At 38.2% G+C, this 26,175-nt stretch carries 27 protein-coding genes and 1 pseudogene; 3 read left to right on the forward strand and 25 right to left on the reverse strand.

Going from position 1 to position 26,175, the window contains the following annotated elements; translation table 11 throughout:
• Window positions 1–53 precede the first annotated feature (53 nt).
• The 12 genes from HXT40_RS05025 to HXT40_RS05080 form a co-directional block, all read right to left on the reverse strand.
• Window positions 54–2,264 (reverse strand): glycoside hydrolase domain-containing protein, encoded by a 2,211-nt coding sequence (locus tag HXT40_RS05025; protein ID WP_019260868.1) that lies wholly within the window; start codon window positions 2,262–2,264, stop codon window positions 54–56.
• Between the two features lie 143 nt (window positions 2,265–2,407).
• Window positions 2,408–2,836 (reverse strand): sigma factor-like helix-turn-helix DNA-binding protein, encoded by a 429-nt coding sequence (locus HXT40_RS05030; RefSeq protein WP_410312578.1) that lies wholly within the window; start codon window positions 2,834–2,836, stop codon window positions 2,408–2,410.
• Window positions 2,796–4,235: an SNF2-related protein gene (locus HXT40_RS05035; RefSeq protein ID WP_421777194.1), complete on the reverse strand. Its 1,440-nt coding sequence runs from the start codon at window positions 4,233–4,235 to the stop codon at window positions 2,796–2,798. Before HXT40_RS05035 ends, HXT40_RS05030 begins: the two co-directional genes overlap by 41 nt.
• A complete protein-coding gene (locus HXT40_RS05040) occupies window positions 4,216–4,449 on the reverse strand; it encodes a VRR-NUC domain-containing protein (protein ID WP_421777195.1) in 234 nt (77 codons plus the stop codon). Before HXT40_RS05040 ends, HXT40_RS05035 begins: the two co-directional genes overlap by 20 nt.
• Window positions 4,450–4,749: 300 nt before the next feature.
• Window positions 4,750–7,083, reverse strand: coding sequence for a VapE domain-containing protein (locus HXT40_RS05045; RefSeq protein WP_421777196.1), 2,334 nt, complete (start codon window positions 7,081–7,083; stop codon window positions 4,750–4,752).
• A complete protein-coding gene (locus HXT40_RS05050) occupies window positions 7,076–7,450 on the reverse strand; it encodes a hypothetical protein (protein ID WP_421777197.1) in 375 nt (124 codons plus the stop codon). Before HXT40_RS05050 ends, HXT40_RS05045 begins: the two co-directional genes overlap by 8 nt.
• A 153-nt stretch (window positions 7,451–7,603) precedes the next feature.
• Complete coding sequence (locus tag HXT40_RS05055) at window positions 7,604–9,580, reverse strand: DNA polymerase (protein ID WP_421777198.1); 1,977 nt, start codon at window positions 9,578–9,580, stop codon at window positions 7,604–7,606.
• Window positions 9,581–9,806: 226 nt separating this feature from the next.
• Window positions 9,807–10,355, reverse strand: coding sequence for a DUF2815 family protein (locus HXT40_RS05060; protein WP_004117141.1), 549 nt, complete (start codon window positions 10,353–10,355; stop codon window positions 9,807–9,809).
• Window positions 10,356–10,359: 4 nt separating this feature from the next.
• On the reverse strand, window positions 10,360–11,490 hold the full coding sequence (locus tag HXT40_RS05065) for a DUF2800 domain-containing protein (RefSeq protein ID WP_421777199.1): 1,131 nt from the start codon (window positions 11,488–11,490) through the stop codon (window positions 10,360–10,362).
• A complete protein-coding gene (locus HXT40_RS05070) occupies window positions 11,483–11,791 on the reverse strand; it encodes a hypothetical protein (protein WP_004114714.1) in 309 nt (102 codons plus the stop codon). The genes HXT40_RS05065 and HXT40_RS05070 overlap by 8 nt, the downstream gene beginning before the upstream one ends.
• Window positions 11,792–11,802: 11 nt before the next feature.
• On the reverse strand, window positions 11,803–11,982 hold the full coding sequence (locus tag HXT40_RS05075) for a hypothetical protein (RefSeq protein ID WP_004114712.1): 180 nt from the start codon (window positions 11,980–11,982) through the stop codon (window positions 11,803–11,805).
• A gap of 88 nt (window positions 11,983–12,070) precedes the next feature.
• The gene (locus HXT40_RS05080; protein WP_065189433.1) at window positions 12,071–12,715 is read right to left on the reverse strand and encodes an RNA polymerase sigma factor; all 645 of its coding nucleotides are present in this window, start codon (window positions 12,713–12,715) and stop codon (window positions 12,071–12,073) included.
• A gap of 800 nt (window positions 12,716–13,515) precedes the next feature.
• Between HXT40_RS05080 and HXT40_RS05085 the strand changes: the two genes are divergently transcribed.
• Window positions 13,516–14,274 carry a hypothetical protein gene (locus HXT40_RS05085; protein WP_004114709.1) on the forward strand — a complete coding sequence of 253 codons (759 nt, stop codon included), beginning with the start codon at window positions 13,516–13,518 and terminating at the stop codon, window positions 14,272–14,274.
• Window positions 14,275–14,290: 16 nt separating this feature from the next.
• Entirely contained in the window at window positions 14,291–15,733 is a 1,443-nt protein-coding gene (locus HXT40_RS05090) for a hypothetical protein (protein ID WP_421777200.1), read from the forward strand.
• Window positions 15,734–15,863: 130 nt separating this feature from the next.
• Here the strand turns inward: HXT40_RS05090 and HXT40_RS05095 are convergent.
• Window positions 15,864–16,665, reverse strand: a pseudogene (locus tag HXT40_RS05095) (transposase); the annotation flags it as partial.
• 132 nt (window positions 16,666–16,797) lie between these two features.
• Here HXT40_RS05095 and HXT40_RS05100 point away from each other — a divergent pair.
• Window positions 16,798–16,971, forward strand: a complete 174-nt coding sequence (locus tag HXT40_RS05100; RefSeq protein WP_076002745.1) for an IS3 family transposase — start codon at window positions 16,798–16,800, stop codon at window positions 16,969–16,971.
• Window positions 16,972–17,098: 127 nt separating this feature from the next.
• On the opposite strand, the gene HXT40_RS05105 is transcribed toward HXT40_RS05100, so the two are convergent.
• The 12 genes from HXT40_RS05105 to HXT40_RS05160 form a co-directional block, all read right to left on the reverse strand.
• Window positions 17,099–17,323: a hypothetical protein gene (locus HXT40_RS05105; RefSeq protein WP_004114701.1), complete on the reverse strand. Its 225-nt coding sequence runs from the start codon at window positions 17,321–17,323 to the stop codon at window positions 17,099–17,101.
• A 13-nt stretch (window positions 17,324–17,336) separates the two neighbouring features.
• The gene (locus HXT40_RS05110) at window positions 17,337–17,900 is read right to left on the reverse strand and encodes a hypothetical protein (protein WP_421777201.1); all 564 of its coding nucleotides are present in this window, start codon (window positions 17,898–17,900) and stop codon (window positions 17,337–17,339) included.
• Between the two features lie 225 nt (window positions 17,901–18,125).
• Window positions 18,126–18,251: a hypothetical protein gene (locus HXT40_RS05115; RefSeq protein ID WP_421777202.1), complete on the reverse strand. Its 126-nt coding sequence runs from the start codon at window positions 18,249–18,251 to the stop codon at window positions 18,126–18,128.
• 290 nt (window positions 18,252–18,541) lie between these two features.
• Window positions 18,542–19,015, reverse strand: coding sequence for a thioredoxin family protein (locus tag HXT40_RS05120; RefSeq protein WP_421777203.1), 474 nt, complete (start codon window positions 19,013–19,015; stop codon window positions 18,542–18,544).
• Between the two features lie 5 nt (window positions 19,016–19,020).
• Window positions 19,021–19,410 carry a thioredoxin family protein gene (locus HXT40_RS05125; RefSeq protein WP_004114695.1) on the reverse strand — a complete coding sequence of 130 codons (390 nt, stop codon included), beginning with the start codon at window positions 19,408–19,410 and terminating at the stop codon, window positions 19,021–19,023.
• Between the two features lie 3 nt (window positions 19,411–19,413).
• Window positions 19,414–20,064: a hypothetical protein gene (locus tag HXT40_RS05130; protein ID WP_004114692.1), complete on the reverse strand. Its 651-nt coding sequence runs from the start codon at window positions 20,062–20,064 to the stop codon at window positions 19,414–19,416.
• Window positions 20,033–20,905 (reverse strand): ABC transporter ATP-binding protein, encoded by an 873-nt coding sequence (locus tag HXT40_RS05135; protein ID WP_016828760.1) that lies wholly within the window; start codon window positions 20,903–20,905, stop codon window positions 20,033–20,035. The genes HXT40_RS05130 and HXT40_RS05135 overlap by 32 nt, the downstream gene beginning before the upstream one ends.
• Window positions 20,906–20,909: 4 nt before the next feature.
• Complete coding sequence (locus HXT40_RS05140; protein ID WP_016828761.1) at window positions 20,910–21,302, reverse strand: hypothetical protein; 393 nt, start codon at window positions 21,300–21,302, stop codon at window positions 20,910–20,912.
• Window positions 21,299–23,308 carry an ATP-binding cassette domain-containing protein gene (locus HXT40_RS05145; protein ID WP_020760726.1) on the reverse strand — a complete coding sequence of 670 codons (2,010 nt, stop codon included), beginning with the start codon at window positions 23,306–23,308 and terminating at the stop codon, window positions 21,299–21,301. Before HXT40_RS05145 ends, HXT40_RS05140 begins: the two co-directional genes overlap by 4 nt.
• Before the next feature lie 1,053 nt (window positions 23,309–24,361).
• Window positions 24,362–24,817 carry a hypothetical protein gene (locus HXT40_RS05150; protein ID WP_101890222.1) on the reverse strand — a complete coding sequence of 152 codons (456 nt, stop codon included), beginning with the start codon at window positions 24,815–24,817 and terminating at the stop codon, window positions 24,362–24,364.
• Window positions 24,818–24,834: 17 nt separating this feature from the next.
• Window positions 24,835–25,005, reverse strand: a complete 171-nt coding sequence (locus HXT40_RS05155; RefSeq protein ID WP_421777204.1) for a hypothetical protein — start codon at window positions 25,003–25,005, stop codon at window positions 24,835–24,837.
• Between the two features lie 14 nt (window positions 25,006–25,019).
• Complete coding sequence (locus tag HXT40_RS05160) at window positions 25,020–25,958, reverse strand: recombinase family protein (protein WP_174143064.1); 939 nt, start codon at window positions 25,956–25,958, stop codon at window positions 25,020–25,022.
• Between the last annotated feature and the right edge of the window lie 217 nt (window positions 25,959–26,175).

Genomic DNA, 26,175 nt, shown 5'->3' on the forward strand with positions numbered 1-26,175 from the left:
TAATATCTAACTTTACCTTATCATAAAGCAGATCCTATTCTCTTTCATGCATTCTATGCATCAGCAGCAACAACCAACCCTAATGTTACTAAGAATCCCAAAATACCTGTAATTAATACTGGAACAAAAGCACAAATAGCAACTACTCCCGCTACTGCTACACCTATTTCAACAACATCTTCAGGAATTTCAGGAACCTTTATTGTAAAATCACGAAATGTAATTAAGTATTTTACAATCACCGTTATATGTTCATCAACATCATCTAATGTTGGTAATAGATTTTCTGACATTACCTCAATAGCTAACTCCACTTGATTTGGAGAAATAACTTTTCCAGTGAATGCAATATCACCCGATTTTACTGATGCTGCAATATTTGCTATAGATTTTTGAATCATGTCTCCGCCCTTCATAATTCTAATATCTTTAGCAATTTTAGAAATTTTATTTTCACATGCAGCACTTAGAGAACCATCACTATTTAGTTCTATCGAAACGTTGTAGGAATTATTAGGCACTGTCATCAATTCTGTTACTGCTTCTACCGAGGTTTGAATACTAATAGTAGGCAGTTCAGTATAACTAAGAATAATTTCTTTATTATATGAAAGACCAAAACTAGTAAGCTGATTTAGCAGATGTAGAGGCTCTACTACATCATACACAAACTGTGTTCTTGCAATATTTACTTTGTCTTTTATATTTTCCTTTTCTAGTTCGCCTTTCGTCATTTTTGTTACACTATCAAATTTTGCGATACCTTTATCTCTTCCAGAATATGCATCTTTATCAAGAGCAAAAGTCGGTCTAGATTGGAAAGAGAATTCATTAAATTGGTCGAACGCCCAATTGTTAGGAATTGCATAACCTAAATTCCCACTAAAACCAGTAGACATATCCGCTACAAACGAATATTTAGCATATCCTGCTTTGCTTACTTTTGAGCAGATTAATCTTGGGCCATATACACCAACTTGGTATTTCTTAATATTTTCACAACTGTTGAATAGTAAACTTATCTTCTTGAAATACGGTAAAATCATGCTGTCCAGCTGATATCCATAAGCATCAAAATCAACAGCAAAGTATATTGTACTACCAGAAGGAATACCAATCCTTTTTGCAGCGGAAATAGCAACCTGTGCATCAACAGTTCCCTGGTTAGGATTCGCAAAATATTCAGGATAATATCCTCCATCTTGATAAATTGGAAATACGGAAAGACCAGCGTTTTTTATGTTTTTAATTTCATCTAAAGTTAGAGCTTTAGATGTTGACTTTCCAACATACCCAGTCAAATATCTTCCAACAATCTGGTATCCTGCCGCTTTTAAATCTTTAGCTTGTTGAGCATTTAGTACCGTTGCACAGTCACACGCCTTGGCAGCTCTGTCTGGATTGCCTTTACTAGTTAACAACGACATCCACGTGTTAACATCAAGTGCTCCGCTGACTGGAAGCTTATAGTCTTTCTGGAATTTAGTGAGTTGCTCAGCAAAATCATCATCCCAATTCTCATTTTGAAGACAATCATATCTAATACAATTAAGTACAGCTTTTGCTAGCCATACCCACTTACCATAGGAAGAAGCGTTTTGCCTGCTAATAGTTTTCAAATTACCTCGTGTACCATGTCCAAAATTACCCGTGGCATCATCAGGCGAATAGCCTTCTAACGACTGTAAAATTTGGATAAGTGCGGTATTCATTTCTCGACCATACAAGCCGTCACAAGGAATGATACCTGTATAATCCTTATAGGTTCGGTTAATAGTTTGTTGAATAATCCTAATAACGTCAATACCACCGTAACGCTTTAGTAAAACGAACTGCTGCATAGAAAGAAGAGCTTTCATTACATCAATTGTGACAGTAGAATCACCACCAATGCCCATATCATTCTTCAACTCTTTAATAGCATTCCCAGTACCACCATAAAAGTTTTGTGTAATATCATTACCAGTAGAGTAACCCTTGCACCATAAAGCACCTTGAATAATCGAGTAAACATTACTTTGCGACTTATCACTATCGGATTGTTGCTTAACACCATGTGGATAACGTTGATTAAATTTACGTGTTGTACCAGCACCAAAATTATTTGCTGTTGCTGTTATACCAAGCTCAATCTGCAAAGCACGAATAAGCCCATTAATTGTATCCCAACCAGTATTCCCATCAGTAATAACTGAACCAAACCCAGGCTTATCACCATAGGTTTTGTTTAACCATTGCTGTGTTAGTAATACCATCTGATCCATGTTGTGCCCTCCTTTTAGGCATGAAAAAAGCCCTGAAAGATTACTCTTCCAAGGCTTAGTATTTATAATTTTTGCTAACTATATAATACCATATAGAAGGCAGTGTCATCTCGTATCAGAGCGTACCAAACCGTACCATTTTTTCAGATTTGGATTAGATTATCCGGTAAAACCATGTGCTCTAACGCTTTACCATGCCACCTTATAATCGTCATTCTGCTAGCATGGAGTTCTTTACCAATATCCTCCCACGTCATGTTACTCATGTAACGGTAGCGTAAAATCATCTGCTCATCCACGCTTTCAAGTTTAGAAATCACATCCAAAATCTGCTCTTTCAAACTGATAAGCATCGTAATCTCCATGTTAATCTTTGCTTCTAAATCCATAACCCTTATAAGAGCTTTCACAAACGGAGCTTCCACGCTTCGAGTCGTCTGCACATACTCCCTGTCGTATCTTAATGAAGAAACACTTGTAGCAAGCTCACGCAGTCTTACTACCTCATCCATGTCAGCCTTAATCCGCTTATCAAGAAGATAGGCTTGCCGTAAGTATTCTTTTTTGTTCATTCTTACCTCCATTTTGAGGTAAGTTCTCTCTAGAACCCCTTTCCCTCACTTCGTTAATTGATAGTCTTGCTTTAACCGACTCGATTAAAGCATCCTGCACTTTAGCCTTCATGCTTAAAGCCCTCATCACATCCTCATCAATCGTGTCCTTAGTGATGATGTGATGGATTACAACCATATCGGTTTGCCCCTGACGGTTAAGCCTAGCGTTCGTCTGCTGGTAAAGTTCCAAACTCCAAGTCAGGGAAAACCAGATAAGAGTTGAACCGCCAGCCTGTAGGTTAAGACCATGACCTGCAGAAGCCGGGTGAATCAACGCTACAGGAATCATGCCGGCATTCCAGTCAGCAATATCAGCACCCGTTTTAATCTCACGCACGTTAAAACGATTCTTAATCCGCTCAAGATCATGCTTAAACCAGTAAGCTACAAGCACCGGTTTACCGTTAGCAGCCTCGATTAAATCCTCTAACACGTCCAGCTTACGATCATGAATATGAACGCTTTCTTTTTTCTCGTTATAAACCGCGCCGCCTGCCATTTGAAGAAGCTTATTTGAAAGAGACGCTGCGTTAATCACATCAATCTCTTTACCCTCCAACGACACCACCATATCCTGTTTCAGCTCATCATAGAGTTTTCGCTCCTTAACGGATAACTCTACTTTCACCTCGTTTATCACACACGCCGGCATTTTCAAATAGTCTTTTGACTTCATCGAAATCGTAATATCAGATATCTGCTTATAGATTAAACTCTCAGCACCATCTTTAGGCTTATAAGAAAAAATCATGTGCTGGTTACGCTTATCAGGATTAAAAAAGTTCTGCCGATAATACGTAATATAGCGACCTAGCCTTTGACCCATATCAAGCAGCCTAAACTCAGCCCACAAATCCATAAGCCCGTTAGAAGAAGGCGTGCCTGTAAGACCAACAATCCTTTTAACTTTCGGCCTAGCCTTCAATAATGCTTTAAAACGTTTCGCCTGATACGATTTAAAACTTGAAAGCTCATCTATCACAACCATGTCAAAATTAAACGGCAGGCCGCTTTTCATTATCAGCCACTCCACGTTTTCACGGTTAATAATATAAACGTGAGCAGGCGTTTTTAGTGCTTGAATCCGCTCCTTCTCACTACCCGTCACAACAGAATAAGTCAAGTGTTTTAAATGCTCCCACTTTTCTAACTCTAAAGGCCACGTAGTATTCGCAACCCTAAGAGGAGCAATAACAAGAGTCCTGGAAACATCAAAAAAGTCAAGCATCAAGTCGTTAACCGCTGTAAGACTTATAACACTCTTACCAAGTCCCATTTCAAGCAAAACCGCTGAAACCGGATGTGTGATAATAAAATCAGTCGCATACTTTTGATACTCATGTGGCTCGTATCGCATCAATCACACCTCCAATCTGACTCTTGCCATCAACCACGAAAACCTTAAAACCTAAAGCCTGTAAATCCTTCATCCGTTTCACCTGTAAAACTCTAGGCTTTTTACCTGGTGCTTTAAGCTCCACAAAACCAATCTTTCCGCCATGAAGTAAAACCAGCCTGTCAGGAAGCCCGTCAACAGAAGGACTCGTAAGCTTTAAACAAAGCCCTCCCATTGCTTTGACTTCATGAACGAGTTTTCGCTCAACCTCTCGTTCTCTTACTACTATTTTTTGTTTTCTTATCACTGCTTCTTATCCTTTATGCTGTGACAAGGACGGACAAGTGACTAAAAATCCCTTTACGCGCGAATACACGTGTTACGTGTACGCTATAAGTAATAAATAAAGATTTTATTTAATATAGAATTTCATCTCTTGTCCGTCACAAGTTGTCTAAACTCAGTAACATCAGGCGTGACAACTATCAGATGATGTGACAAGCCTTAACAGCTTGTCACTAAACAACCTAAGTTGTCACACATCTTGTCTTTCATAGACTCGTTGTAAGCCATAAATTCCCACATGCTTTCGCAAGCCTGTCTTCTGCCAGTCTTTCAAACGTTTCATAATCGCCGATATTGCGTAACTGTCGATAGGCTTAATATCTTCTTTGGCTTTCCCGAAGCATTCGCACCATATTTCAATGTTGGATACTTCCATGCGTTTAATCGTGCCTTTAGGTCGTGTCGGATCCTCCACGTCACGGAAGTAATCTCGCCGCCTGTAAATATCCATTTCATCCCAAGTATCAGGTAGAAGCATGTTAAGATACTCTCTGACAATGCCTTCACGGTCGTCTTGCTGCATGGCTTCACGCTGTTCTTCTTTAGCAAAAGCCTCCAAGCTCGCATCAAGGAACAATTCTTCACCAGCCTTGGAAATAACCATGGTTTCCGCCCATATTTGGTCAACCAATTCTCGCGTCATTTCCCAAGGCTTATACTTACCGTTTCCCGACACTTTCACATTCCAAAAACGCCGGTTACCCGTAACATCCCTTAAATAACCGTTTTCACTATTCGTTGTACCAAAGAACACGCACTGCCTCGGGTGTGGCGCTACACGTTTACCAAAAGAAGCACGATACTTATCATCTCGTCTTGACACAAAAGCCTTTACCTTATCAAGATCAGCTTTTTTCATGCCCGCAAGCTCGCTGATCTCATGAATCCAATACCCTTGGAGTTTTTCAGCCGCAGTCTTATCGTTCATGTCTGAAAGCGTGAGACTGTCTGAAAACCATTCCATGCCAAGGTTTGCAATAAACGTTGACTTGCCGATACCTTGCGCACCGTTAAAAACAGGAAGGTAGTCAAATTTAATACCGGGATGGTAGATACGCATGTATGCTGCACACAGTGTTTTTCTACACACTGCACGAATATACTCATTGTCTTCAGCACCAAGATAGTCAATAAAAAGCGTGTCTACACGTTTCACACCATCCCATTGAGGAAGACTCTCAAAATAGCGTCTTATCGGATGATAACTTCTATCATCCGATACTTTCGTTACAGCAATATCATAGTTTCTTTGAGAAAACGAGCCATAATGGTCGTCCACATAACAGATAAGCTGCGCATCGTCCGCGTCCCTCCAAAACTTCGCAGGATGCTGCCAAGGCACATCGCCTTTAATTTCAAGACCATCAGCCAGCTGGTTAAAAACGATTCCTTTAAGCAAAGGATCATGTTTAATAATGAGTTTCGCATTATAAAGCGAGTTTTCTAAAACCGCTCCTTTAGACGTGTAGCGTAATTTTTTCTTCCAATCATCACTGTAAGCAAAATCATCTTCCGCTTCCGAGAGCCTCTCGTTTGCCGCTTGAAGTTTTACCTCATCAAGACTCATAGCAAACTCGCTCATTTTCTTAAACGACTCTTTCTCGTCCAAGCTAGCGAATTTGTGCGTGCGAACAATATCAAAAGCGTTACACAGTTTCAAATACGCCGGGTCTTTAGCATGATGAGAGTAAACAAACTTGTCTTCGATAATCTCAACTCCTGCCATACTGTGTGAGGCTATAAGATGCCAGCGGTTTTCATTATCCGTCGACTCATACACGTCGCTTAAAAACTTTTCCAAAGCAAGAGTTATCGGATAGAATACTCGGTTAAACAATCCAACCACGCCATTTTTCGCGAGTGGATCTTGCACTTTCTGCTTCTGCACCTGATTCGCTTTACTCTCACGAGACGAGGTCGGAAGCCTGGTTGGATCCACCCACTCTGGGTGAGCGGATAAAATATCATCAGGATTAAGCCAGTCTTTTTCAACCTCTTTATACTCGTACACGCCGTTTCGTGGCGTGGACGGCCAGTACATGAGCTGATTAGGCAAGTAAGAGCATTCATCAAACTGGTCAATACCCAGCATGTCAGCTAAATACCTTGATACTGCTACAAACTCGTCAGGTGTTACATTCCTCGTTAAAGGAAAAACAATTCTCACCCTCGGATTATCAGGCGTGTGGCTGTGTGTCGTGTACAGAAAAGACGTGTATGGAGCAACACTCTCGTAAAGTGCAATAAAGTCTTTAGCAACATGATCCCCGTCTAAGGCAAGCATGGAGCGAAACTCAACACTGTCGACTTTTCGCCTACCATAAGCCAACGCTCCCGCAACGAAACCACCGTGGTCTTTTGCAAGATCACGGTCTGCTTTTTTCATTTTCGCGTACTCTTCCGCTGACTCTGAGGTGCGAATTGTCACTTTAAGACGGTCTTTCAGCTCATCATAGGTGATGGTCTTATTAACCCAAGTTTTAGCTTGACAACTATTTCCGTAAGCGATAGCTAAACTACGCATCAATATTCACCTCCAAATCCTTATCCGTAAAATACTTAATCGGCTGCCTGCGTTTTTCTGCCAGATTGATTTCTACTTGCATGCCGCCTGTGATTTTTTCTCCGAACACCCATAGTTCGTTGCACTTGCCTAAGAGGATAATGTCCATAAACATCGCATCCCCTCTATGCTTTTGATTCTCATCATCCATGAACGGGAAAAGCAGGTGTGGAGTGATAGGGATTGCTCCGCGTGAATACGCGTAAGCCGCACACCGAATAGCGTGTTGCACGTTTCTTTCTTTATCTCCACGGTAGGGAGCACAAATGTAGACGATAGGCTTAAAATTCGGTGTCGTTTCTAAATGCTTTTTATAAGACTTACCCACTTTTAGTCTCCTTTAACGCCACGTTTTTGCTTACTAATATTGTTTTTAATAGTCATTCGCGTATCCTTTTACGTTCTTTCTGAAGGCGGGATTACCTTCTAAATCACAGGCAAAGAAAAAGAGCAGGTTTTTAACCCTGCTCCTAAAAATTTTTTAATCTTTTTTGTAAAACTCGCACTCGTAGCCATCAGCTCGTAAAACAAGCCCTTCCGCCCAGGGTGGTGTTCTTCCCATGAGCTCACACACGCTTTGAACACTCACGCTTTTATCGGTTTCGATAATGGCTTCATCATGCACGTGCGCGACGATGCGATATTCTTTCAGCGTTTGCATGGCGTAAAGTAGAATGTCACGAGCTATAGCTTGCGTAATGTTTTCCACGAATTTAGGACCATAACTTTCCAGCCGCTCCCATTTTTTAGTAGACCCCACACCCTCATAGGTGACTGATTCACCACCATACTTGTTTTCTTCCACGCGTGGCTTCACATAGTAAAGGCATCTTTTAGACGGCAGTTCGATGATAAGAAACCCACTCTTGTAAGTGAACACAATATTGTGTGTTCGAACAGATACATGTTCGTGTACACACTGTTTTACCGCTCTGTCTACATCCCACCACAGTGTGGTCACCATCGGGTTAGATGATCTCCATGCGTCAACAAGTGGCTGCAGCTCATCCTCACGAACCCCCATGTCGAGTGCACCCATGGCTTTTAACGCACCAACAGAGCCGCCATATCCAAGAGCGAGTTCCGCGATCTTCCCTTTCTGCCGCAGGTGCCCGTTTACTCCGTGTTTTTCAACGGGTACGCTAAACATTTGAGAGGCTGACGAGCAGTAAATGTCTTTGCCTTCCTCGAATACTCGCATACGCCATTTTTCACCTGCAAGCCAAGCCAAGACTCTCGCTTCGATTGCTGAAAAGTCTGCGACAATAAACTTAAATCCCGTGCGTGGAATAAAAGCAGTGCGGATAAGCTGGGATAAAGTATCCGGAATATCCTCATAAAGCATTTCCAACGCTTCAACATTTCCCTGTTTTACAAGACTTCTAGCCTCCTCCAAATCAGGCAAATGATTCTGTGGTAGATTTTGTAATTGCACGAGTCTTCCTGCGAATCTTCCTGTTCGGTTTGCACCATAGAAGCGAAACATGCCACGCTCCCGATAATCCATGCAGGCAGCGTTTTTCATCGCCGTATACTTTTTCACAGAGGATTTAGCAAGCTGCTGGCGAAGCCGTAAAACTTCCGCCAACTCTTTACTCACTGTTTTAAGTTCTTTAGCGACTTCTTTTTTACCAAGCGACTCCATTTCAAGACCATGCTTTTTAAGCCAAGAGCGCATTTGTAAAACGGAGTTCGGGTTTTCTAAACCCGTAATATGCTTAAGCTCATCCACGAGATGTGTTTTCACCTCCTGGTCGAGTTTTATGGCTGATTCAACGAAAAGAGGATCTATTCCTATCCCACGATCGTTTATGGTTTGGTCGAGATAAAACTCCTGCCATAAAAAGTCTGGTACGGGAAAGCGTGAGAGTTTTTCTTGAATACTCATTTCAACTTCCACATCACGCTTGTTATACGATTTAAACAGATCCCACTTTTCCTTATCGTGAAAATACTTGTTTCTTGTTCTTCCACCGTTTACTTTCGTAGGATTACACGGCAGGCAGAAGTATTTAATAAGATTCTTACCCTCAGTGAGTTTCTGCTTATCAAGGCCCAGTACTGTTCCCACGTTTTCAAGCGACATGGGTAGCCCCAGGGTGGCTGACCAGATCATTGTGCAATGCCAGGAGCTTGGGTTTAAAAATAGGCCTTCACTTTTTCCTGTCTGACCAGGGTTAACATTGATGCCTTTATCTCGCAGGTAGCGTGATAAGCAGATTCTTTCAAACTGAGCGTTAAACGCCCACTTGGTCACTGTTTCATCTGTTAAAGCAGAAAGCACGGTATCCGGTATGGTTTCACCTTGTGCTAAATCAACGACTTGAACTTCACTACCGTCCACACTGTAGCCAAAGAACAGTATCTCAAAATCCTCTGATTCTGCGTACTTGTAAACACCACATTTACCAAGATTTACACTCGAAAACGTTTCCAAATCCACACTCAAATTTTCCAAATTACATCACCTCCAAGCTTATAAAAGAGGTGACAGAAAACCTGCCACCCCGCTTATAGAATCTTCTAAATCCTGTTTTTCAGGAATCTTCTAATTCCTATTTAGAATGTGTTTAATATCAACGTAAAGACTCACGAGTTTCTTTACCGTGAAATCAAGAAGTAATACTCCTATAAACACTGAAATAAAAACCGCTATAACAATTTCCATAATTAACTCACACTCCTTATGCTAGAAAGTCATCATCTTCTAAAGTCGTAAAATCATCGGTTGCGAGGCTACGTCCGCCGAGTGGCTCACCGTCTCGGATTTTTTGAATGTTGCCAAGACCGCAAGCGATACCCTTATTACCGTTAGAGTTAAACGCGTAGAAGTTGATGGAAACTCTCGCATAGCAGCCTGAATACACTTCACTGCGATCCATGATTGGTTTTACCTGCTTGTCTACAATCTGCGGAGCCGTGGTTGAGTTCGCGTTAATGAAGTAGTGTCCTTTATACGCTTCATCATCACGCTCAATATCCCCGTCCCTGAGTGGTGTTTTAAGAGCAGCCTTGTTTGGTTTCTTACCACCGAACTTGCCAACACCTTCCTCAATCGCAGCATCAATAGCTTTCTCAATAGCGTTTACTGTTTCAACATCACTTTTAGGGATAAGCAGTGAAACACTATATTTTTCAGGGCCGCCGTTAATAGACTTTGGCTCCCAACCATTGAAATAGGAAAGACGCGTGTTCTTACCAGTGATAACCTTCGTGTTATTTAATTTAGACATAATACTAATTCTCCTTTTTGAATTCTTGGTTTACATTTGTTACGTTAACTTTTGCCCGCTTATCAGAGTCTGGTACGAGCGTAAGTTTTCCGGACGGTTTTATAATGAGGTCGCCCAGAATATCCTCAAATTTTTTCTTGCCCATCAGCTTTTGCATTTCTGTTAAACCAATAAGACTAGTTTTGAAAATGTTGGTAAAGCCTGCGGCTTTTGCTTTCTCAATAACAGCTGTCTCGTCCTTAAACTTGCGAACTGATCTGCCTTCTACGAGTTTGAAACCACTCCACTCTTTACCATGGTTTATCGCGGAATCTGTGGCGTACGCTAGAACATCATCAGCCCACTTCGTGAGCTTAGGTATAAGCGTGAGCACTTCTTCAATCTCACTATCTGTTAAAACAGATGGCTCTTTGAACTCAAATTCTGCAAGTTTAAGGTTTTCTTCCGCACGTTTACGGCACGTGGCTTTTGCCCTGCAAAACCTGCACCAGTCACCGGCTTCAAATTCGCCTTCGCCTGCGCCTGCAAGCTCGGCTTTAGGTTTAAGCACGCTTTCAGCCCAAGAAATAAGCTCCGCGACAGGTAGTGTGAAAGTTGATACGTTGTCACGTCTTGGCTGAAAAATACTCATCTCAACAGTTTGAATCTCATACAAGCTGTCGAAAAGCGTTAAAGCTCCAAGCGCGTAGCATTTCATCTGAGAATTCTCGTAAGCGTCCACCAGCACGCCTTGACCGTACTTAAAGTCGATAACCTGCAGCGTTTTTTCGCCTACAATAATGCAATCCGCTGTACCAAAACCGTCAGGCACGTAAGCTGAAAAATCAACCTTCTGCTCAACCATAAGAATCGGATCAGCACAAGCATGCTTTGCCTGCTCATACTTTTCCAACACGAAATCCACGTAAGCATCCGAGCATTCCTGCATCTCACTTGAGTCATACTCGGTTAACGGTTTTTCACACGGACGGTTAAGAAACTTATTCAGCTTATACTCACACCACGCGTGTGCCGCCGTTCCTTCCTTTGCTGCAGCAGAAGTAGTGTTTTCAAACTTTTCTTCTAAAACAGCACTAGGAGTACACTTAATCCACCTGTGAGCAGAAGACGGTGAAAGTAAAGCATGCTTAGTCACCTTTAATTCCCTCCGCTTCATGCAATAGGCTCTCATACTCGCTTTCAGGAACATCCGATAGCTTTTGCGCACCGTGCTTAACGATGAGTTTCTTCACATCAGCTGTCTTTCCCATCTGGCTAAGCTTTGCTAAAACCGCTCGCACATCCTCTAAACTCACCTTTTTAACAGACTCCTTATTATTAGAAGCTGTTTCTTTACAACCAACACCAGAAGCACCGGCATCATCAAACAGCGTTTTAAGATGAACTGTTAAGTTTTCCAAGTCTTTGATGACTTCTCTCAATATTTCCTTGTTCACGGTTTTCCTCCTTAAACTTCTTTGACATCAACTGACTGAACACTCTTTCCAGGATCTAATAGATAGACTTGCGAGTAATCACCAAACAGCCAGCGGATAAACCGTTGAGGTAATCGCATCACAGCTCCACGTAGAACCTGTTTCTTCTCACCGTTTTCACCGGTGACGTTAATAACGATCTTGTGTTTCATGGTTTGCCTCCTTTCTATAAGGGGTTTCTTCCTTACACATCACAGGCAAAGAAAAAGGAGGAGTTTTTAACCTCCTCCTAAAAAATTTCTAGAATTTTTCTGGTAAAACTTTTTTAAGATTTACGATGGCACTATCGAGATGCTTTTTCACGCCAGCAGACGAAATACCAAGCATGCTCGCAATCTCTGACTGAGTGTATCCTTCAATAAACATCAAACGAATAACCTGACGTTGCTTGTCAGTAAGCGTTGAAAACGCATGCTCCATTTCTTCTGACATTTCAAAACCATAATCGTTGGTAATAAAACCATAATCATCAGTAGTACTGAGAGCTTCAGCAAGATGACTTTTATCTACTTCAAGCTCGCCATCTGCATCGAAGTCAAGCGAAAGATTATAGTTACGCGGGAAATGCTCTTCAGCAGAGTAGTCAACGTCGTCTTTGTTTGGTTTGTAGCCGTATCTTTCTTCGAAACGTTTGATGTACTTCTCTTTCCACGCTTCAATCTCAGCTTTTTCTTCAGCAGTTCTAGCAGGACGCAGATTCTTATTGTTGTAGTAAACCTCGCTGTCATCTTCAGCGTGAAGCATCTTAATATCCGCAACGGTTACACCATTCTCGCCTGGCTTGATTTCGATAGTTTCTTCACTATAACTACCATCTTCATTACGAACACAACTTGTATACTTATATGTTGCTCGATCGTTGCTATTAGTTTTACGAGTCCTCATGCTCACCCTTCCCGCCTGCAGCGGTAGGGTGAAGACACATACAAAAAAGAGCCGATACTTTATGAAGCACCGACTCTAATACCTGAAAAACAGCCATAGTAGAATAGAGGTACTTCATAGGAGTCATGAAAAAACCATGAGGATCCTATTGACGTATCTCATCGCCCTATAGCTAATCAGGCTTTAACTGTTTATTAGTAGTGTCTTATTGATTAATCATTAACCACAATCTTGTTAATTGTTCCAAAAATTCTTATAACATTTACCCGCTCTTTCTTAAAACCCGTATCATGAGTGTAAAAAAGAGTGGAATAATCTCGTTTTTATAACAGTTTGACATGTAAAAACCACACTTGCCTTGAAAGCTACGTGCTTTGAGGTTTAAGCGTTAACAATGTTTTCACCCCCCTTCTCGTTAAACAACACTCGTTTTAGAAAACAAAACGAGCATTAGCCACGCTCTAATAGAGTCCCAACCGTAGCTAATAAAGTCCCAACTGTATTTAATACAATCCCAACAAATCTAATATAATCCCAACCGTATTAATATCAGAAATCCTCACTCCGCAAAAAGTGTTATAGGCCTAACTACTTTTAGTATTACCGTTAGAGCTTCTGATTAAAACACTTCAGATAAAACGTTCAAGTTATTACTATGCTAAAAAGGCTCTTCAAAAACCTGACAAATACGCACATATACGGTGTCGTATTCACGAGATTGCAGGGAAAGAGTATTGCATATTTTTTCATAGAAGCGTACAATAAGAGCAAGGTGTTTTACTATTGTAAAGATGCATAGTATGCCTTCTTATCGAGAAAGAGATATTATGAAAAATATAATAATGCGAAGTCTATCTGTAGTTGTTTCTGCTGCTTGTTTATTTACTTTTTCCCCATTGGCATTTGGACAAGATAATAATGAGAATTATCAGCAAAGACTGGGGGATATATCAACTTATCTGAATCACACACTCAGTGAAAAAGAAATTGATGAGCAGATAAAGGAGACCTCGCGTCGCACTGGTGAGAGCCCTGACTCGATTGCTAGTAGGGTGGAGAAATCGGTTCGTGATTCAGTGTTAGATACTGCGAGGTTCTCTGTAAGAAGTGGGAATACACAGTTACCAAGAGCTCGTCATACAGGAGATATTTTTGTTTCTAATAATTCATCATTTTTCGTTTGGAAGCATGGGCATACTGGAATTTATGTTAATCGTGATGATATTGTCGAAGCAGTAGGGATGTTCCAGAATGCTCATCGAGTATCAAGGAAAAATAGTGTCGCAGCCGGCGGTGCCTCTATTCTTGAAGTAAAAACTTCCCAGGGAAACCGCGATAAAGCGGCGCGTCGGGCAATTGGTTATATTGGTAGGGGTTACAATGCAGATATTACTGATACTAATAGAAATGATTGGGGAGGTCTTAACTGTTCTCAATTAGTGTGGGCTGCATATTATTATGGTGCTGGTATTGATTTGGATACTGGTAGTGGTGAATATGTGTGGCCATATGATATTAAAAATTCTGGATATGTTAGGGAATATCAATATGTTCAGTAGTTGAGGTGCGGTCATTATGTGGAAAAAATTTATTCATGAATCTGAAGCTCACAAGAGAGTGAATGATGATTATGTGCGTAATGCTGCACCTCAATCTTCATTCACAACTGGGAATAAAACTCATAGAGTAGTAGTCTGGATTTTCGGGGTTATAGGTATAATTGCTGTAATTGCAGCCGTTACTATAGGTGTCTTTCATTGGGTTTTATCGACAGAATATACAGTATCTGCTCATTCGGAGAAATTTGAAAATCTTCGGTTGCAGCATGCGGTTGTTGCAATCCCGCTGCATAACCCTCAGACATCTCTTATTCCTAATGGCAGCGCATTTATGTCAATTGTTTATGAAGATGGCAGTTTTAAGCTGCATAAGGTGAGCAATATAGAAGGCCAAACGCCAATTTGGAATACTGAGGCGCTTCACTATACAGATTCCCGTGATAGTTATTTCATACCAGTGAACGCTAAAAAACCTACGGTAAACTCTATAGAAAAGGTGCAACGTCAGAATTTTGCATTTTCTCTTGCTAATGGCGGTTTTGTTGATCTGTATGACGAAAGCATGATGAAGCATAGAGGTAAAACAACATATAATATTCTTTCTACGACTGCTAAAGGTGAGAGTAAGCAGCAAACAATACAATTTTCAGAGAGTCTATTTATTAAAACTTGTTCTACCTGTGGCAATCAAGCGTATGCAATTGCTCAAACAGACAAGCATGAAGTTGTATTGTATCGCATGGTCAATGAAGCAAATGTTGGCCTAAATGAGGTATCGCGGCACCATGAAAAAGACATGGTGGGTGAGCAATTATATCAAGGAGAAAATGAATCTACAGGAGTAATTGATGCTGCTTATAGCCCACGATGCAACAATGGTGTGATTACTTTCTTATATTCGTATGGTCCATCGTCTGCTCGCACAAAGGATATGGCAGTAGAACACAGCGATTCTGCTGATGATGTTAAAGCTATTCAGGAACATTTTCTTGTGCGATGGGATGTGAAAACTGGTAAAATAACAACAATTCCATTGAAGAACAGCAAAGGTCAAGTGTTGTATGGTCCGACCACAGTCTCTTATGAGATTGCTGGCTACATAAACGCACAGGCATACGATGAAAAGCTTCTTCATATTGTTGATACCGAGAATGGACGAGTGTTTACTCTTGATACGCAAACAGGTGTTCTTCGCCGATTGTTAGATAAAGCTACGCGTCAAGAGTCGTCAGCGGGCGTCAACTATCGTTTGCTGGTAGGAAACCATGAAATAGTTCGTATACCATCGATTATCGATACCTCTGATTTGAAAGATTTTGTTATCGAACGATTTGATAGGAAGACTGGAAAATTATTGAAAAAAATAAAAGTTAATAAAGATTTTCTCTATTTGACAGCTCAGAAAAATACGAATTTATATCCGGGAATTCCAGCTGTGAATCCAAAATGGTTGCAATGATCGGCAATTGACGTATTGGGCTTGATGCTCGTGAATGATTTTGCAGTGTCAAGCCCGATTTATTCTGTCGTGCGTGTAGGGGAAACTAAGGGTAAACGGCAAAAAAGTGTGTCTATTAGTCGGCGTGTCGTTAACGCATAGTCCCTTTTCTGATTGAAATATCTGGATGATAGTCAGCTTTACATAAGTCAAATCCAGTGTCTAAATGAGCTGGTCCAATTGGATTATCATCAATAATAATTTTTTTAGTTTTTGGTTTAAAACATTCAGAAGTTATAAATTGTTTAGGATTTGAAGGATTTTCACTATTGAAGTAACACCACTACTCTATAGCTCTCCGCATGTGATCTTCAGATAATCCTTTATGAACACTTACCAATTTCTTTATCTGTGAATTTATACCACCTTCTAAAGCATTAGTAGTACTAGGAATAGGAACGCTCGTTTTCTCTAATAGTAGAGGATCAAGAAAGGTAAATAGCGTACCATTTTTTAACTTGTCTAGCAAGCAGATTATAAGCTTTTCTTGCTGTCTGGTGCGTATACCACCATTGTTGATTACTTCTTACCCAAGAAGGAATATTTTCTTCAGAAACATTCCTACGGAACGTTTTTTGATTAAGCCAATCTTTCCACTGGTTATAAGATTTCTGTAGTAAATTAACCCATAAATCAGATTCTTTCAACGTTCTGATTTTAACTAACTTTTTAGCTAAACCCCACAAAGCCTTATGTGATTGCAGCCTAGGCTTGCTTGTAGTTAATACGCGTATATTACGTTTAACATGTACTAAACAGCGTTGTACTCGAGTCTCTGGCCAAACTTGTTTAATAGCGCTCAACGCTCCAGCGTTCCCATCAGTAATAACAACAGTAAGAGCTAATAAATTATTAAGTAAACTCTTATATGCTTCAGTATTTTCTCTAATGCAACAACTGGCAAAATAATTCCACTTAAGCAACGTATTGGACTTTTAGAGCGCAAGATTAGAGTAGTTAAAGAGAATAATTATAATGAAACAGACTGGCTCAAATGGTCTAAACATGCATTTTTGAATCTATTTATGGTTTTTAATATCAAGAAGATAGCCTGCTTCTGGCAAGAGAAAACCTTCTTGCAACATAACTGGGATAGTACAGAAGAATTACGTCAAGCTATTCATACTTATATTGATTTTTACAACAATCACAGAATTAAAATGGGGCTTAAAAGACAATTATGGAACATCGTGCTATGATTGCACAAAATGTCTAAAAATTGTCCTAAGCCCCTTTTGTTTTCAATGTCAAGTAATACTAAATGTTAAGCCTTTTTAGCTTAACTACAGCAAGTTTTCCTTGGTATTTCAACGATAACTCGGTTTTTTAGCACACTTTTTGCCGCTTACCCTCAAAAATAGTTCCTTCATTAGGCAACAACATCGTTGTCATCAAAGCAAGCATGAACGTAAACGGACCGAGCGCATTCCCATACGTTTTGAACATCACACCAAAATCATGGCCGTATACCACCATCGACAAGTAAAGGAACATAAAATTCACAGCTGTAAACATAACCAACTTCAGCACGAACATAAGAACCTTGTACATAAGAATATCCTCCTCACTTACTCCACGGAGTCGCACACCAAATAGCAGAAGCTGCTAAACTTGCAGCTAGGCCCACAGCTCCACCTCTAAATGCGGCTGGACCAACTGCCTTTAAAATATACATAGCAGCTTGCTTCCAAAGCTGATTTTCAAGTAACCTTGTTAAAGCACCATTAAATACTCCAATAAGGGTGCTTATACCAGTAGTTTCAAGTACACATTTAGCATAATCCTTCGAACGCACTGCATGATTATCATTAGACGAAATCTCACCAACAGATGCATTTGCATTGAGCTTATGAATTAAATTCTCAAGCACTTCTTTCGGAACATGAGAAAACTCCCCTGCTTGTGTTATAGTCCATTTTTTATTAATTTCATTAAACTTGAGATACTTTGAAAAAATAATTTCAAGACGCTTAGCATAATTATCTATATTCGCATCACCGACATTGCTTTCTACAACACTTGGTTCGTTATCCACTATCTCACTAGCTTGAGCAGTTGATACCAGAGAAATACAGGTTGATAATGCTACAACAACTACAGCAATAGACTTAAAAATATGACATTTCATAGAAATTCTCCTTTGTATTTACAATATATAAAAGACCTATCATTGGGTTTAATACTCATTCTATCCAATAATTTTTTGCCATACAATTGTTGTTGTTATTTTTGATAACACATAAAATGTATAAGGTGTTCTAAGTTTTACTTGTAACAAATAGGAATAGGGCTATTCCCCCAAATACTAAATTATGCAAATGGACCACAATTAGAATACTTTAATGAAACTAACCTAATCTACTGTTGTAATTAAATGATGAACTCTTGCAATAATCCCATTGGTAGTGTATGCAGCAACAAGATGGTTAAGAATGGTAAAACCAGTGCAAAGAAAATACGATGGAGATATGCGAAACATGCGGCTCTTTTTTAATACAACATTGCCAAGATATAACACGTAAAAAACTGTTACATTTGTTTATGAAATGGCTGTTAAGTTTTTTAAACAAAAACTATAAATACTCCTCACGAGGAAAAGAAGAAATAACAGGGTACGGTAACGCGATTAATCCCGTACAAACCATGGGAGGATTCATACTTGTTTATACGAAAAGGGTTGGCAGGAATATGAGAATATGGTAACGACACACCAATTCTATGCACACTTTCTAGGAAATAACCATAAAAATCAAGCATTTGCATTATTAGTTATTCTGAAACAAGATTTCTACTAATCCACATCTCTAGTTCTTTAAGAGAGAATCCGCCATGCTCCTCAAAATCTAGTTTTGTTAACAATTTTCTATGATTATATATAGCCAACGTCGGAGTACCTTTAATGTTATACTTCTTCTTAAACTGAAGCCATTCAGATTTATTTTCGTGAATCCTCTCAACATTGACATAATATAATCTATCACTAATTTTATATTTGTCGATCATTTCCCCCAATATTTGATCAAATTTATTACAATCACCACAACCCGGCCTTCCAAAATAAACTATAAGCTTCTTTCCATCATTATTGCGCAACACAAAATTTTTTTCCAACAGGCTATTTAACTTATCATACATAGTCAATGTAGGATGCATCATATCCTTTTCGTAAGTTTGTCCAACAATAAAATAAGCATTTGCAATTAGACTTAATACTAAAACAATGTATAAAATAATCTTCTTCATCGCTACTAGCTTTCTACAAAAGTCTTTAACTCTTTCAAATTCTTATATCCTTGAGAAATTACCAGTTTCCCACGCTTCCTCATTACAATAGTTGGAGTATTGTAAATCTTTATTTCAGCTGCCTTTCTCACAATTTTCGTGTCTGTGGCATCCCAATAATAAATTTTAGTATGCGTTTCATCTTGATATTCTTTTAGAACTTTATTGAATTCCTGACATGCTCCACAGCCTGAACTACCAAAATAGAGCACTTCTCCAGTTTTAAGATTTGAGATATTATTCTCCTGTAATACTGAAAATGAGGGTCTTAAGCCACTCAAATGAATATATGCAATAAAACCAACGAATAACATTATGACAATAGCTGGAAGTATACGAGATACTACACTTTTCATAACTCAGTACTCCTTTTTCGTAAATTGTAATAACGACAATAGGAAAAACACAACAATATACATTAGAGCAATAATACAAGTTGCAGACGTAAGAGCGGTGAACGAGTCTGGTGATAAATAATAAAATATCTGAAAAGAATACACGGATGTTTGAGACAATATTATGTTTATTAAATTCGGCAATATCCATAATAATATAAAGGAAAGAATCATTGTAACACCAACTTTTTCAAAATATATCAACAGATTCATATTTATAGCAATATACAAAAGGAAAATTATCGGATATACGAGCAGTTGATGCATAACTATCCCTAGAGACGAGTATTTTAGTGACAAAAATACCAAATTTACGACTAGATAAATGCTTACGTATTCACCATATATAAAACACAATAATTTAATCCTATTAGGAATATACTCTAGATAATGATGAATAATTTTCTTCTCTTGCCATTCACCAATTGATAATATCTGATATAGGCTTAAAAATAGTATAGTTATCGTTGAAAAGAATTTATATTGTGATAAAAATGCACCTCTTTTAGCCTGAAATACTATAAACACGCAACATGCCAAATACAAAACAAAAGACAATAAGAAAAGCTTCTGATGACTAAACTTAATAATTTCTGATTTTATATAGTACTTCATCATCATCTTCCTCCAACATAAAATCTTTAATATCATGCGTAATATCACTGTATTCCACGATTTGTACCCCATGCTCAATCAGCAATTTAAGAACCTTGGCAATATCCTCTCTAGGCAATTTAATTCTAAAAGTTGATTCTTTGTTATCTTTGCTACGACAAAAAACCTCATATCTGTTAGAAAGCAATTCACTAATATCCACACCATTTACAACAATCACATTATAAATTCTTAGATTATCATTAAAATTAACAATTTTTTGAATTTTCCCTTTTTTTAAATACCATACAATATCAGCAATTTCACCTAACTCATCTAATATATGACTTGAAATTACAAGGCTTTTACCTTGTGAGCGCAATGACAAGATAGTGTCTTTTAACTGCTTTATAGTAAGAACATCTAATCCATTGAAAGGTTCATCAAGAAGAATAATTTCACTATTTGAGAGCAATATTCTAGCAATATTTAATTTTTGCTTCATACCTAGCGACAATTGTTTAAACTTTTTATTTTTTGCTTCGTCGAGACTCACCTGATGCAATAATTTATCACAATTAAAGTCTTTTCTCCCCATCAAAGCAGCAAACACTCTAAGATTATCCTGTACAGAAAATTCGTCATAAAAAGATGGATTCTCAATAGCAAATGAAAGTGAACCGTCCAATTCAATATTGCCTTGATAATCAACTATCAAATTTGCAATGCACTTCATTAACGTGGTTTTTCCTGAACCATTATTGCCTACTAACGCAATAATTTGCCCAGCACTGCTTTCCAAAGAAATGTCATCTAAAACGACTTTTCCCCCATATGATTTTTTCAAATGAGATATCTTCATAAGATTACCTCTTAACAAATGAAACTAAAAATTTCCGATCTCCTTTTACAGAAATCTTACTATCTTCACCAATAAAAATTTTAGGACTCTCTTCGTAGATAACAGCATTTTTAACATTTCCTGGCTGTTTCTGAGCACGCACAAAAAGAGCATCATCAAGCTTGTACAGCTTTCCAGCAAAGCGTATCTCTCCTTTGCCTCTCTTTGCATAAATAGCATACACTCCTGGCTTTAACGATAAGTTATCGTTATTCTTATAATCTCCTGAAACTAGTGTTGGCAAATCATCACGAACCATACCAAAACGAACATTATTTGTCTTATACCCTACATACAGCAGACTGACAAGACCTAGGATTACTATGGTAGCTGCAAATATCCATTTTTTGCTTTTCATTTCTTAATCACATCCAAATCTATTATTTCATCAGCAATTTTATCGAACATTGCATCATGAGTAACAATAAAAATCATCGCAGTCTTTTTTAACTCCAAGACTTTGTCTATAAAAATCTTCTTAGAAGAATCATCCAAGTTTGAAGTAGGCTCATCAAAAATATACACATCTGCTTCTTTATTCAAACTTCTAGACAATAAAACCTTCTGTCGTTCCCCTTGCGATAAATTCACACCGTTATAAAAAATTATCTTATCTAAATCAAGTTTAAAAATATTATCTACTGGCTGTCTTGCATTCTTATAAATATCATATGCAACATTCTTACCAATAGAAGCATAGTTTAAAAATTGATTTTGCTGATAACAACTTATTCTACTCTGAATCATTTCTATTGGATAACCATACAAATCCCTATCAGAGTCATAATAATGCACACTTCCACCAGACACTGGTACTACGCCCATAATAACATACATTAAAGTCGATTTGCCTATTCCATTCTTCCCTTTAACCAAAATCAAGCTATGACTACGAAATTGCTTTGATATTCCAGAAAAGACTGAGACTGAAGTGTCTTGACTGTACGAAACTGAAACATTTTCTAAAGATATTCCAGTAATAGTAAAATCTGCTGCATTGTTTCTATCAATAGCAGGTGGTTTACGATAATGGGAATCAAGCGAAGAATATCTCTCCAAATCTAAAAATTTTTGTATAGCGGGCTTGCCAAGACTATAAACCATATAAACGATTACAAAGCTGATAAAAACGCTGACAACTTTCATATCCATTTTGATGGAATACATAAGCATTACATAAACAAAAATCAAACTTAAATTCAGATACATAATCCCATCATAAAGTGTCAAAATATGAGCTGTGCTTTCTCGCTGTTTAGCAAATGAATCTTTCACTTTGAGCAATATGCTTTTCAGATAAGTAGATACTTCCTCTTTACTTGAGAATATGGATCTATCCAGCTTATTATGAATCGATTCCTCAATGAAAACAGAAAGCTCTCCCATATTATTGAAATAATTCCTATTATAATTTTTTCTTGTCACGATGCCTTTTTTGAAGATAATGACGTAGGTAAGCATGCATACGATCGACAACAAAGCTATCCCTCTACTAAAAGCAAAAGTCGCACTAAAAATAAGAACTACACAAACTAATTCGAAATATGAAAGATACCTCTTTAACTGCCAGTCCGACGCATTAAAATTATTCCAAAACTTTATCAGCCTATTATAGATATTCTCATCTTTTTCACTTAACTGGTCTATATCTTCCAAAAAAGAAAAAGCCAATGCTTCTTGCTTTAGAGAATCTTCATTTGATACAATTCCATTATATTCCGTCTTTAATTTTACATAAATACACGTGAGCAATGTCTCAAAAATAAAGATTACCAATACTTGCCATATAACTAAATTCCGCAATTGATAAATCAAAAAATATTGAATTGAGAAAATAATTATAATTGGAATTATGCATAACAACACTGTTAAATATAAAAGATCAACATGTAATTTAAGATTCTTTTTTACATGACTATGTTTTTGCAGTAACTTTTCCTGATGAGTACGCTCCACAACATTTTCAATTATGAAAACATACCCTTTAAATACCCCTTTTAACTCGTTTAAATTAACCTGTTCTAGAACTACATGCGAAGGATCAGATACAATCGCTTTACCGTCTTTAACACCATACAATAGAATATAATGATTTTCGCCATTGCTATCAACCAGTAATATCATAGGCTTAGTAAAATCAAGAAGATGAAAATCTTCAACTTCATAACTAGAACCGTAAACTCCGAATTGTTTCAAAACCTCTTCAATATTAAACAAAGATAAACCTTGCTCAATATCCAAACTAGAAACAACCGATTTAAAACTTCTTTCATTAAATCTATGATAATTTTCTAGCAATGATTTGATAACTGCAATACCGCAATCTGAAGTCAAATTTTGCATATTATGAGGATAAGCCACCATCTATTGAGCTCCTCAAAGTTTCAAGGCGTGGAGGCTATCATAGCCTCCACGCTACAGATTTAATCACAAATGTTAAAAAGCATCATACAATCAAATCAATTTTCTCAAATACTAAATTACGCAAATAGATTACAGTTAGAACACTACAATGAGACTAACCTAATCTACTGTTGTAATGAAATCTGGTAATATACTCATATGCAGAACTAGAGAATCATCCCCAGCAGATGAAACCCCAGACAACGCACATCCATCCAGCTCTAATCGAGCGAGATTCTTCTAGTGTTAGCTTCTTCATAATAATCATCTCCTCTCTTTCAAGTAAAACCTCCTATAGAGCTAAATCCGCAACATCATAGACGAATGTTGCATTCTCAACTCTCACCATAGTTATAAATCATTTATGATGTCTTGTCAATACACTGCAACGAAAATGTTATAACACATATATACCAGATATTTCCACCAACTTTCATCCTGGCATTAATGTAATTATCGCGAATTATGTATGATTTTGAAAATAAAATTCACATGAAAATATGCAGACTATCCTCTATTACGATTGCTCATTTTTCTCAATTATCGGGTTATAGACCAAAAAATAAGGTACGACCACACCTTATATGTGAAATCTTACCTTATTTTTGTTTTATGACTTCAATTTCCCACTTCACAAGGTGGGTGCAAAGTGGGTGCACTTTTTAACGTTAACATCCTGTGCACTCGACCCCAGAGCGTTGACATGTTCCCTCATACAGCAAAATCACGCTCAAAAATCACGAGAACACAGCTTAAAGCCACTTCGCATTAAACCTTTTAACGATAGCCCTCGCTAAACCCTGCTACATAAAGGCAAACTTGCACCCACCTAATCAGCCTTTGACATCAATACAACACTCTCGACGTGAGATTGTTAGGTTAAATTTGGAAATTGGCTAAGGTACTTGTTTTTCCTGTGTTGCTGCGTCTATTAGAGGAGGTTGTTTCATTCAGCTCTTTCTATCCTTGATTAGGCTATTTCAAGCATATAATTTCTATTCCATCTAGCGAGCCTTAAAAATAGGATTTTATTTTACTTCCGTCTTTGTCCCTCATATTATTAATTTTGTCGCTAAGAAGTTCAAAATTGCAAATATCATTCTTAAAATCATTGTACTTTCTATAATCATCAATCATCTCTGTTAAAGTCCTACCTTTGCCTCCATGTTGTATAGCAGTATTTACTCTTCTGATTTTTCTATCAAAAGGCTCACATTTTTTGTATTTGATTACTTCATCCATAAAATCAAAGAGAGGCGTATCAGGTTTGGCATCCCATAATACAATTAGCCACATGATTGCGTTATACAGTTGTTTTGCAGTTTCATTCCAGGTCACATTTTTTAAGCTATTAGTACCAGTAGTATTACTTTCATCACCGTTTGAATCTCTGTAATTAACTTTTAGGGGATTAAAAATTGGTAGCCCTTGATGCTTAATTAATTCAAGAAAATCTCTTGCTGCACCCATACCACACTGAATTATTTCTAGCTCCCCATCATTTCTTCTCTTAGCATTAAAATATAGTATTCATTTTGAATAATAGGCCCTGCATCACTATGTTTACTTTGATTTTTTAATAGTTTTATATGTGCTCTAGGATGAATTTCGTAATCTTGAGCAATCTTTTCTCTTGTTGCATGTCCTCTGCAATCCATATCTCGACTCCTTCCTATTTCTTCGAGCTATATTTTTTCTTCTTTCTAACAATAGTCCCGTCCTCTCCAACTTCCACATTACTCCGAGCCGCCATCTCAAGCTCAACGGCTTCAAACTTCTCTTTAGAAATAATTCCGGAATGATGATCCGAATACAAATATTGCCTGTCAGAACCGCCTGAATCAGCTATAGCCACATCGCCTGTATATTTACGCCTAGTCAAAGTGCTCTCAACAGCCCGTTTACTCCAACTGTCTTTCCCCTTTGGAGACTTAACACCTTTACTTTTTAATCTTTCAATAATTCCAACAACGCTTAAACCTTCTAGATACCAATCAAAGATAGCTCTCACTACCTTCGCTTGCTCTTCATCAATAATCAGCATGCCATGTTTATCTTTTTTATAACCATAACAAACTCTGCTATAAAGACCTGATGTGCCATCTTCTGCCCTACGTCTTAATCCCCAAACAATATTCTCACTACGCCAATCATTCTCTGCTTGACTACAAGCCTGAACCACACTGATTAAAAGTTCATCATCGACAGTTTCCGTATCAATTTTATCTGTCTCAAAGATAATTCTCGTGCCACAAGCTTTAAGCTTTCTAATAGCCTCTAAGCCTTCTTTCGTATCACGACCAAAACGGCTCACACTTTTAGTAAGAATAATATCAAGATTACCTTTCTCGCACTCATCAATCATTCGATTAAACTCGTTTCTTGAAGATCCAACCTTAGCTGAAGCAACATCAAGAAAAATATCAGCAACAAACCAAGTCATGTGAGAAGCAGCAAGACGAGTAAGACCAGACACTTGAACAGCAAGACTATCCAACTGCTCTTTACGATTTGTGCTCACACGAGCATAAACCCCAACCGCATAATCCTTAATTACACGCTGAGGATGGATGACTATCACATCTTTATTTAGCTCATCTATCTTATCCATAGCCATCTCTCCTTATTATTAGACTAACGAAACTTAGATTTCTTCTCCATGATAATTAGCCTAAACCTTATTTTCCCACTCCACAAGGTGGGTGCAAAGCGGGTGCACTTTTTAACGTTAACATCCTGTGCACTCGACCCCAGAGCGTTGATATCTTCCCTCATACAGCCAAACTGCGCTCAAAAATCGCAAGAACCCAGCTTAAAGCCACCACACG

The sequence above is a fragment of the Gardnerella sp. DNF01180P genome (assembly GCF_049244205.1).
Classification (GTDB): domain Bacteria; phylum Actinomycetota; class Actinomycetes; order Actinomycetales; family Bifidobacteriaceae; genus Bifidobacterium; species Bifidobacterium swidsinskii.

Bases quoted from the DNA above. Each gene is read 5' to 3' on its own strand.
- HXT40_RS05025 (WP_019260868.1), bottom strand. From the start codon at position 2,264: ATGGATCAGATGGTATTACTAACACAGCAATGGTTAAACAAAACCTAT.
- HXT40_RS05030 (WP_410312578.1), bottom strand. From the start codon at position 2,836: ATGAACAAAAAAGAATACTTACGGCAAGCCTATCTTCTTGATAAGCGG.
- HXT40_RS05035 (WP_421777194.1), bottom strand. From the start codon at position 4,235: ATGCGATACGAGCCACATGAGTATCAAAAGTATGCGACTGATTTTATT.
- HXT40_RS05040 (WP_421777195.1), bottom strand. From the start codon at position 4,449: ATGGGAGGGCTTTGTTTAAAGCTTACGAGTCCTTCTGTTGACGGGCTT.
- HXT40_RS05045 (WP_421777196.1), bottom strand. From the start codon at position 7,083: ATGCGTAGTTTAGCTATCGCTTACGGAAATAGTTGTCAAGCTAAAACT.
- HXT40_RS05060 (WP_004117141.1), bottom strand. From the start codon at position 10,355: ATGTCTAAATTAAATAACACGAAGGTTATCACTGGTAAGAACACGCGT.
- HXT40_RS05075 (WP_004114712.1), bottom strand. From the start codon at position 11,982: ATGAAACACAAGATCGTTATTAACGTCACCGGTGAAAACGGTGAGAAG.
- HXT40_RS05080 (WP_065189433.1), bottom strand. From the start codon at position 12,715: ATGAGGACTCGTAAAACTAATAGCAACGATCGAGCAACATATAAGTAT.
- HXT40_RS05085 (WP_004114709.1), top strand. From the start codon at position 13,516: ATGCCTTCTTATCGAGAAAGAGATATTATGAAAAATATAATAATGCGA.
- HXT40_RS05090 (WP_421777200.1), top strand. From the start codon at position 14,291: ATGTGGAAAAAATTTATTCATGAATCTGAAGCTCACAAGAGAGTGAAT.
- HXT40_RS05100 (WP_076002745.1), top strand. From the start codon at position 16,798: ATGGTTTTTAATATCAAGAAGATAGCCTGCTTCTGGCAAGAGAAAACC.
- HXT40_RS05105 (WP_004114701.1), bottom strand. From the start codon at position 17,323: ATGTACAAGGTTCTTATGTTCGTGCTGAAGTTGGTTATGTTTACAGCT.
- HXT40_RS05110 (WP_421777201.1), bottom strand. From the start codon at position 17,900: ATGAAATGTCATATTTTTAAGTCTATTGCTGTAGTTGTTGTAGCATTA.
- HXT40_RS05115 (WP_421777202.1), bottom strand. From the start codon at position 18,251: ATGTTTCGCATATCTCCATCGTATTTTCTTTGCACTGGTTTTACCATT.
- HXT40_RS05120 (WP_421777203.1), bottom strand. From the start codon at position 19,015: ATGAAGAAGATTATTTTATACATTGTTTTAGTATTAAGTCTAATTGCA.
- HXT40_RS05125 (WP_004114695.1), bottom strand. From the start codon at position 19,410: ATGAAAAGTGTAGTATCTCGTATACTTCCAGCTATTGTCATAATGTTA.
- HXT40_RS05130 (WP_004114692.1), bottom strand. From the start codon at position 20,064: ATGAAGTACTATATAAAATCAGAAATTATTAAGTTTAGTCATCAGAAG.
- HXT40_RS05135 (WP_016828760.1), bottom strand. From the start codon at position 20,905: ATGAAGATATCTCATTTGAAAAAATCATATGGGGGAAAAGTCGTTTTA.
- HXT40_RS05140 (WP_016828761.1), bottom strand. From the start codon at position 21,302: ATGAAAAGCAAAAAATGGATATTTGCAGCTACCATAGTAATCCTAGGT.
- HXT40_RS05145 (WP_020760726.1), bottom strand. From the start codon at position 23,308: ATGGTGGCTTATCCTCATAATATGCAAAATTTGACTTCAGATTGCGGT.
- HXT40_RS05150 (WP_101890222.1), bottom strand. From the start codon at position 24,817: ATGGGTGCAGCAAGAGATTTTCTTGAATTAATTAAGCATCAAGGGCTA.
- HXT40_RS05155 (WP_421777204.1), bottom strand. From the start codon at position 25,005: ATGGATTGCAGAGGACATGCAACAAGAGAAAAGATTGCTCAAGATTAC.
- HXT40_RS05160 (WP_174143064.1), bottom strand. From the start codon at position 25,958: ATGGATAAGATAGATGAGCTAAATAAAGATGTGATAGTCATCCATCCT.